Origin of the sequence: Dactylosporangium sp. NPDC051485 (genome assembly GCF_040682015.1) — a bacterium.
Classification (GTDB): domain Bacteria; phylum Actinomycetota; class Actinomycetes; order Mycobacteriales; family Micromonosporaceae; genus Dactylosporangium.
Window position 1 is genome coordinate 1 of the sequence record NZ_JBFAZW010000203.1, and the last position, 8,142, is coordinate 8,142.

The window sequence follows — 8,142 nt, forward strand, 5'->3', positions numbered from 1 at the left end:
CGAGCGCGAAGGGCAGTGCGACCCCGAGGAAGCCGATCACCGCCCGCATGAGCAGATACGAGCGCAGGTACAGCACACCGGCGTCGGGGTTGCGCGGTGGGCGAGCTCCTGGCGTACCAGGGGCAGCAGGTCACGACCGTAGTCAATGGCGTCGTCGAGCGGGTCGTAGCCGCGGATCAGCAGGGTGGTCACGCCGATGTCGACGTAGTCGAGGAGGGCCTTGGCGACGGTCTCCGGGGTGCCGACGAGGGCGGTGGAGTTGCCGCCGGCGCCGGTCGCCTTCGCGGTGGGCGTCCACAGTGCACGGTCGTGCAGGTCGCCCTTGGCCGCGGCGGCGAGCAGGCGCTGGGAGCCGACGTTCTGCGGGGCGCCGGTGGTGCCCCAGGAGCCGCGCTGCCAGGAGCTGTGGCCGCTGGTGATGGTGTCGAGGATGGCGTGCGCGCGCTCCCAGGCGAGCTCCTCGGTCGGGCCGAGGATCGGGCGGAAGGAGACGCTGATGCCCGGCGCGTCGGGGCGCCCGGCGGAGGCCGCGGCGGCGCGCACGGAGGCGATCTGCTCGGCGGTCTCGGCGAGGGGCTCGCCCCACAGGGCGAAGGTGTCGGCGTGCTTGCCGCCGACCCGGTACGCGGCCTCGGAGGAGCCGCCGAAGTACAGCGGGATGCGGTGCGCGGGCTGGACGTGCGCGGCGAAGTCGGCGAACTTGTAGTACCGGCCGTCGTAGTCGAACGGCTCGGGCGAGGACCAGGCCCGGCGCAGGATCTCGAGGTACTCGTCGGTGCGGGCGTAGCGCTCGTCCTTGCCCAGGTAGTCGCCGTCGCGCTGCTGCTCGTGGTCGTTGCCGCCGGTGATGGTGTGCACGGCGACCCGGCCGCCGCTGAACTGGTCGAGGGTGGCGAAGGTGCGGGCGGCCAGGGTCGGGGCGACGAAGCCGGGGCGGTGGGCGATGAGCAGGCCGAGCCGCTCCGTGTGGGCGGCGACGTGCGCGGCGACCTGGCCGCCCTCGGGCCAGCCGGAGCCGTAGCCGATGAGGATCCGGTCGAAGCCGGCGTCCTCGTGGGCGCGGGCGAAGCGCCGGGTGTACGCCGGGTCGATCACCGGCCCCGCGGGCGCGTGGATCTCCGAGACGTGCTGGGTGCCGATCATGCCGATGAACTCGACGGTCATGGATGCAATGCCTTTCCGGAACGAGACAGCGCGGCCTTGCCGGCCGCGGTCAGGATGGTGTCGTCCTGCGGCGTGTGGATGCGGGCGCAGAGCACGTCGCGCAGGTGCCGTTCGAGCGGGTTGCGCCGGTTCAGCGCGTTGTTGCCGATGAGCGCCACGGCCTCCTGGACGCTCTCGATGGCGGCCCGGGCGCCGAGCAGCTTGCCGATCGGGGCGCGGCGGGCCGACTCCGGGTCGCCGGCGTCGACCCCGGCGGCCAGGGCCTTGACGAGCACCTCGGCCGCGCACAGCCGCGCCTCGATCTCGCCGACCGCGGCCTGGAACCGCGGCAGCGTGGCGAGGGGCCGGCCGAGCGAGGTGGGGACCCGCTCGTGCAGGAACCGCGCGAGGAAGTCGCGGGCGGCGTGGGCGACGCCGAGGTACAGCGCGGTGAGCCCGAGGCAGTTCCAGGCGAACAGCTCGGCGCCGCGGGCGTCGGCCACGGGCGCGGACAGCTCGAGCGTGGCGTCGACCGGGACGTGGACGTCGGTCAGGATCACGTCGTCGCTGCGGCTGGCCCGCAGGCCGAGGTGGTCCCAGGTGCGCTCGATGCGCACGCCGGGGCTGCCGCCGCGGACCAGGAACGAACCGGTGCGCGGCTCGTCCTCGTCGGTGCGGGCCCACACGAGCATCCAGGCGAGCGCCTCCGCGCCGGTGGAGAAGATCTTGTGGCCGCTCAGCGACCAGCCGCCCGCGACCCGCCGGGCCACGGTGGCGGGCAGGCCGCCGCGGGCCGGGGTGCCGAGCTCGGGCTCGACCCGCAACGCGTTGACGAGCGTGGGGGCGGCCGCCGACTCGGCCAGCAGCTGCCGGTAGCGGGGCGCGGGCCAGGTCGGGGCGAGCGCCTGCCCGGCGTGGGTGAACAGGGTCATCGCCGTGACGAGCGCGACGGCCGGGTCCCCGGCGCCCAGCGCGGTGAGGATCTCGACGGTACGGCCGAGCCCCGCCCCCGCCCCGCCGTACCGCGCGGCGACGGTGGCGGTGAGCAGGCCGTGCTGGTGCAGCAGCGCGATGCCCTCGTGCGGGAAGGAGGCGTCCCGGTCGTGCTCGGCGGCGCGGCCGGCCAGCTCGGCGGTGATGGTGCTGAGGTCTGTTGTGGTCATGACCCCACCTGTACCAAACCGCGCCACTCGGCCGCGCGGTGGCACGCGACGGCCCGGTCGCCGTCCACGGTGGACAGTGCGGGGGCGGTGTCGCAGGCGCCGGTGGCGAACGGGCAGCGGCCCGCGTACGAGCAGCCGCCGGGCAGCACCGCGCGGTCGCCGGGCCCGCGCAGGCTCGCCGCCGGGATCGGCCGCACGCGGCGGACGCTGGGCGAGGAGGCGGCCAGCAGCGCGGTGTACGGGTGGCGGGGCGCGGTGAGCACCTCACCGATCGGGCCGTGCTCGACGAGCCGGCCGCCGTAGAGCACGGCGACCCGGTCGGCGATGCCGGCGAGGGAGCTCAGGTCGTGGGAGATGACCACGACGGTGACGCCGGTGTCGCGCAGGCCGGCGAGCAGGCGCAGGACGTGGTTGCGGTTGGACGCGTCCAGCGCCGAGACGGGCTCGTCGCACAGCAGCAGCCGCGGCCCGACGGCGAGGGCGCGGGCCAGCAGGACGCGCTGGCGCTGGCCGCCGGAGATCTCGCCGGGGCGCCGCCCGGCCAGGTCGGGGTCGAGGCCGACCCGGGCGAGGGCACCCTCGACCCGGGCGGCGATCTCGGGCGCGGTGAACGTGCCGGCTACCGCGAGGCCCTCCCCCACCGCGGCGGCCACGGTGTGCTGCGGGTCGAGGGCGCGCAGCGGGTCCTGGAAGACGTACTGCAGCGCGCCCGTGCGCCGCCAGGCCCGAAGCGCCCGGCCGCGCAGGGCGGTGAGCTCGGTGCCGGCGAAGTCGATGTGCCCGGAGCGCACGGGTGCGAGCCCGGCCACGGCGCGGGCCAGGGTGGTCTTGCCCGAGCCGGTCTCGCCGATGACGCCGAGGATCTCCCCGGCCCGCACGGCCAGGCTGACGCCGTCGAGGACGCGGTGGCCGTCGTACTCCACGGTGACGTCGCGGATGTCGAGCAGCGCGGCCATCACGCACCCGCCAGGGCGAGCTCGCCGGCCCGGTGGCAGCGCACGACCCGGTCGTCCACTATGGACAATGGCACGGGCGCGGCGCAGCCCTCGGCGGCGTGCGCGCACCGCTCGGCGAAGGCGCAGCCCGGCCCCGAGGCCCCGACCGATGGCGGCCGCCCGGGAATCACCTCGAGCTCGCGGCGGCGCCAGTCGCCGAGCGAGGCCACGCGCAGCAGCGCCGCGGTGTAGGGGTGGCGCGGGTTGGCGATCACCGAGGCGGTCGGGCCCTGCTCGACGATCTGTCCCGCGTAGAAGACGGCCACCCGGTCGCACACCTCGGCGACCACCGCGAGGTCGTGGCTGACCAGCAGCAGGGCCAGGCCCCGGCGGGCGCGCAGGTCGCCCAGCAGCTCCAGCACCTCGGCCTGCACGGCCGGGTCGAGCGCGGTGGTGGCCTCGTCGGCGACGAGCAGCTCCGGCTCGCCGGCCACGGCGATGGCGATGAGGGCGCGCTGCAGCATGCCGCCGGACAGCTCGTGGGGGTACTGGTCGTGCACCGCCTCCGGGCGCCGGATGCCCATCGCGGCGAGCAGGTCCACGGCTGCGGCCCGGGTCGCCTTGCGCGGCAGGCCCCGCTTGAGGCGCAGCTGCTCGGCGAGCTGGCGGCCGACGGTGAGCGACGGGTTGAGGTACGACGCCGGGTCCTGGAAGACCGCGCCGATGCGCCCGCCGCGCACCCGGTCCCAGCCCTTGCGGTCCAGGGAGGTCAGCTCGACCTCGCCCAGGGTGACCCGGCCGCCGGCCACGGCGGCGCCGGGCGGGAGCACGCCGAGCACGGCCCGGCAGGTGAGCGTCTTGCCGGAGCCGGACTCGCCGACCAGGCCGAGCGCCTCCCCCGGGCCGAGGGTGAGGGAGACCTCGCGGACCGCCTCGAGGTCGCCGCCGACGGTGACCCGCAGGTCGTCAACGCGCAGCACGGAGAGCCCCCCTGTCGTCGGCGAGGGTGTTGAGGGCAGCGACGGTCAGCGCGATGAGCGCGGCCGGGATGATCGGCGCCCACGGCTGCTGGGCCAGGAAGCCCAGGTCGCTGGCGAGGACGCCACCCCAGGTGGGCGCGGGCGGCTGGACGCCGATGCCGAGGAACGTCAGCGACGACACGGCCAGCAGCGCGCCCCCGGTGGCCTGGGCGGCGGTGACCGCGACGGTCGGCAGCACCTTGCCCCACACGTGGGTGCGCAGGACTCGCGCCCGGGAGGCGCCGAAGAGCTCGGCCGCCTCCACGTACTGCGCCCGCGTGAGCGCCAGCCCGGCGGCCCGGGTGACCCGGAAGAACAGCGGCGCGAAGAGCACCCCGATGGCCAGCATCGCCTGGGTGAGCCCGTTGCCGAGGATGCCGGTGACGGCGACCGCGAAGACGATGAACGGCAGGGTCATGAGCGCGTCCACGGCCCGCAGCAGCACCCACTCGACGCCCCGGCCGAGCCACAGCGAGGCGAGGCCGGGCGCGACGCCGAGCAGCAGCCCGACGCCGACGCTCTCGATCGCGGCCACGACGGTGGCGCCGGTGCCGGCGACGAGCCGGCTCAGCACGTCCCGGCCGAGGTAGTCGGTGCCGAACGGGTGGGCCCAGGTCGGCGCGTGCAGGGCGAGGTCGGGGTCCTGGTGGAGCGGATCGTGCGGGGCGAGCAGGCCCCCGGCGACGGCGAGGACGGCAACGAGCAGCAGCCCGGCCAGGGCCAGGCGCCTCACGGCCGCCGGCCCTGCGGGGTGACCCGGGACAGGGCCAGGTTGACCAGGGTGTTGCACAGCAGCACGACCGTCACGGCGACGAGCAGGGTGCCCTGGATGAGGGGCACGTCGTGCTGGGCCGAGGCCTGCAACGCGAGCTGGGCGAGGCCCGGCAGGTTGAAGATCTTCTCGGTGACGACGGCGCCGCCGAGGACGGTCGGCACGGCGACGCCGAGCACGGTCAGGGCCGGCCCGACGGCGTTGCGCAGCGCGTGGCCGAAGAGCACCCGGCGGGCGCCGAGGCCGCGCACGACGGCGCCGGTGACGTAGTTCTCGCCGAGCTGGGCGACGAGCGAGGTGCGCAGCTGCCGGGCGATGGAGGCGGCGATGTCGAGGCTCAGCGCGAGCGCGGGCAGGATGGCGAAGCGCAGCCAGGGCAGCAGCCCGTGCTGCGGTCCGATGTAGCCGCCGGCCGGCAGGAGCTTCAGCAGCACCGAGAAGACGACCACGAGGCCGATGCCGATCGCGAACGGCGGCAGCGTGCCCAGCGCCGAGGCGACCACGGTGACCGCCCGGTCCAGCCGCGAGCCCCTGCGCAGCGCGGCGGCGATGCCGGCGGCCCCGCCGAGCAGCACGGCGAGCAGGATGGCCAGGCCGGCGAGGGCCAGGTCGACCGGCAGCGCGGCGAAGATGCTGTCGGCGACCGGGATCGTGGTGAAGTACGAGCGGCCGAGGTCGCCGGTGAGGGCGCCGCCGAGCCAGTCGGCGTACTGCACCAGGAACGGCCGGTCGAGGCCGAACTCGTGGTTCATGCGCGCGATGTCGGCCGGCGTGGCCGTCTCGCCGAGGACCGCCGCGGCCGGGTTGCTGGGCGACAGCGCGCCGAGGGAGAACGTCAGCAGCGACGAGAACAGGAACACGACGACGGGCGTGGCCACCGCACCGAGCCAGCCGTGGCGGCGGCGCCGCGCCCGTCCGGGTGGCGCCGGCCGGGCGCGAGCCGGGGCCGGCGGGCGTTGCAGCAGCGCGGTCACGACACGGTCACCCCTTCGAAGCGCTGCACGACGGTGAACTCCGGGATGGCGGACACGTTCGGGCGGCGGGCCAGGATGCGCGGCACGGTGTAGAGGAAGACGTTGGGCATGCTGCGCACCGCGACCGCCGTCGCCGCCTGCAGGACGGTGGGGTACTTCGGGTCGTCCAGCGGCGTCGAGCTGACCTTCGCGAGGGCCTCGGCGAGCTCCGGGGGCTGCACCCGGCCGGGGTTCATCAGGCCCTCCTTGCCGAAGAGCACCTGGAAGGCCTGCACGGCGGAGTCGCGCCCGGCGAACTGGTCGACGAAGAGGGCCTTGGAGTGCTGGACGTACACCAGCTGGGTGGCCTGCGCCTGCGGGATGACCTCGATGGTGGGCCGGAAGCCGGCCGCCTGTAGCTGGGACTGCAGCTGCTCGGGCACCCCGGCCGCGGCCGACGTGGTGATGACGACGTCGACGGGCGCGCCCTTGTAGCTGGACTCGGCCAGCAGCGCCTTGGCCTTGTCGGGGTTGTAGGCGTAGATCCCGTCCAGGGCCTGGTCGTAGCCGGCGTAGCCCTTCGGGAAGGGCTGGTAGGCGACCTCGCCGTGGCCGAAGGAGGCGGTCTTGAGCAGCGCGGCGCGGTCCACCGCGTAGTGCAGCGCCTCGGCCACCTTGGGGTCGTCGAACGGCTTCTTGGTGATGTTCACGTCGAGCACGGCGACGACGAGCGAGGGGATGACCTGGACCTGCAGGCCGGCCGCCTTGGCCGCCTCGACCTGGCTGCCGGGGATCTGGGCGACGTCGTACTGCCCGGACTGCAGCGCGGCGACGACGGTGGCCGCCTCGGGCAGCGGGTAGGCCTCGAAGTTCTGCAGCTTGATGTTCGCCGCGTCCCAGTAGGACGGGTTCTTGACCAGCACGGCCTTGGCGTTCTGGGTGTACGACGTGAGCGTGAACGGCCCGGCGCCGGCGGGCTTGAGGGCGAGCGCGCCGGGGTCGGCGTGGGCCGCCGGGTTCACGATCATGCCGGTCTTGCCGGCCAGCAGGTTGGGGATCTGGAAGTCCGCGACGCCGAGCCGGATGACGACGGTACCGCCGTCCGGCGCCACGACCTCCTTGACGTTGACCAGCTGCGCGGCGACGAGCGACTTGGGCAGGTCGCGGCCGCGCTCGAGGCTCTTCTTGACCGCGGCGGCGTCCAGCGGCGAGCCGTCGCTGAACGTCAGGCCGGGCCGCAGGGTGAAGGTGACCTCGGTGCCGTCGGCGTTGTACTTCCACCCGCTGGCCAGCGCGGGCACGGCGTTGCCCTGCTGGTCGAGCTTGGTCAGCCCGGCGTAGACCAGCGACAGCACGTGCACGTCCCAGCCGGCCGAGGAGGTGACCGGGTCCCAGCTGGTGGTGAGCGCCCAGCCCCACTTGAGGGTGCCGCCCGTCCCACCGACGGCGCCCGGCCCGGCCGTCCCGTCGCCGCACGCGGCGAGCAGCGTCGCGGCGCCGAGAGCGAGGAACGAACGGCGGCTCAGTGCTGCAATGTTATTCACGATCGTCAATGCCTTTCGAGAGCCTGAGGGCGTGCGGGATCCGCGCCCGCGCAAGGGGCGCACAGGGAAGCCGGAAAGGACCTATCGACAGAGAGCGCTGGCCGTGCGCCGGAAGTCGACGTAGCGACGCGCCACGCCGGGGTGGGTCGAGGTCATGGGCCCATCATGCGGAGACGGCCGAACTGTCGTCAATAGCCATCGGGATGTGTCTTATGTATCGAGACGAAACCGATGGCTTAGATAGGAATTAAACCCTCGATGTGGCAGGATGGGTGGCGGCCTCGTCGCGGTCCAGGAACAGGGATCCGCCCGGAGTGCACACCTCGGCCGCGCCCGGTGGCGGGGTGTCGGCACCCGTCAGGAGGCTCAGTTCGGGCCCGGTGAGGCTGCGGTACGCCGCCAGGTCGCCGAACGGTCCACGCCCCCGCACGCAGCCCGGTGCGACCCGTTCGGCGGCGTCGAGGTACACCCGCAGCGGGCGCCACCCGGGCACGATCGCCCGGCCGGAGGGCCCCTCGAAGACGAGGGTCGGGAAGGCGTACCGCAGCCCGCCCTCCGCCTCCTTGGCCGCGCCCGGGTGCGGCCCGTCCGCGCGCAGCCCGACCACCTCGGC

8 protein-coding genes are annotated in these 8,142 nt (G+C 74.7%); all 8 read right to left on the reverse strand.

Annotated elements, in window-relative coordinates; translation table 11 throughout:
* Positions 1-36: 36 nt before the first annotated feature.
* Positions 37-1,164, reverse strand: a complete 1,128-nt coding sequence (locus AB0M46_RS50175; protein WP_363348646.1) for an LLM class flavin-dependent oxidoreductase — start codon at positions 1,162-1,164, stop codon at positions 37-39.
* Positions 1,161-2,306 carry an acyl-CoA dehydrogenase family protein gene (locus AB0M46_RS50180; RefSeq protein ID WP_363348648.1) on the reverse strand — a complete coding sequence of 382 codons (1,146 nt, stop codon included), beginning with the start codon at positions 2,304-2,306 and terminating at the stop codon, positions 1,161-1,163. The genes AB0M46_RS50175 and AB0M46_RS50180 overlap by 4 nt, the downstream gene beginning before the upstream one ends.
* The gene (locus AB0M46_RS50185) at positions 2,303-3,262 is read right to left on the reverse strand and encodes an ABC transporter ATP-binding protein (RefSeq protein ID WP_363348650.1); all 960 of its coding nucleotides are present in this window, start codon (positions 3,260-3,262) and stop codon (positions 2,303-2,305) included. The genes AB0M46_RS50180 and AB0M46_RS50185 overlap by 4 nt, the downstream gene beginning before the upstream one ends.
* Positions 3,262-4,221, reverse strand: a complete 960-nt coding sequence (locus AB0M46_RS50190) for an ABC transporter ATP-binding protein (RefSeq protein WP_363348652.1) — start codon at positions 4,219-4,221, stop codon at positions 3,262-3,264. The genes AB0M46_RS50185 and AB0M46_RS50190 overlap by 1 nt, the downstream gene beginning before the upstream one ends.
* Positions 4,208-4,993, reverse strand: coding sequence for an ABC transporter permease (locus AB0M46_RS50195; RefSeq protein ID WP_363348654.1), 786 nt, complete (start codon positions 4,991-4,993; stop codon positions 4,208-4,210). Before AB0M46_RS50195 ends, AB0M46_RS50190 begins: the two co-directional genes overlap by 14 nt.
* Positions 4,990-6,006 carry an ABC transporter permease gene (locus tag AB0M46_RS50200; RefSeq protein ID WP_363348656.1) on the reverse strand — a complete coding sequence of 339 codons (1,017 nt, stop codon included), beginning with the start codon at positions 6,004-6,006 and terminating at the stop codon, positions 4,990-4,992. Before AB0M46_RS50200 ends, AB0M46_RS50195 begins: the two co-directional genes overlap by 4 nt.
* The gene (locus AB0M46_RS50205; protein WP_363348658.1) at positions 6,003-7,529 is read right to left on the reverse strand and encodes an ABC transporter substrate-binding protein; all 1,527 of its coding nucleotides are present in this window, start codon (positions 7,527-7,529) and stop codon (positions 6,003-6,005) included. The genes AB0M46_RS50200 and AB0M46_RS50205 overlap by 4 nt, the downstream gene beginning before the upstream one ends.
* A gap of 247 nt (positions 7,530-7,776) precedes the next feature.
* Positions 7,777-8,142: hypothetical protein (locus AB0M46_RS50210; RefSeq protein ID WP_363348660.1), on the reverse strand; the 366-nt coding region annotated here is incomplete at its 5' end.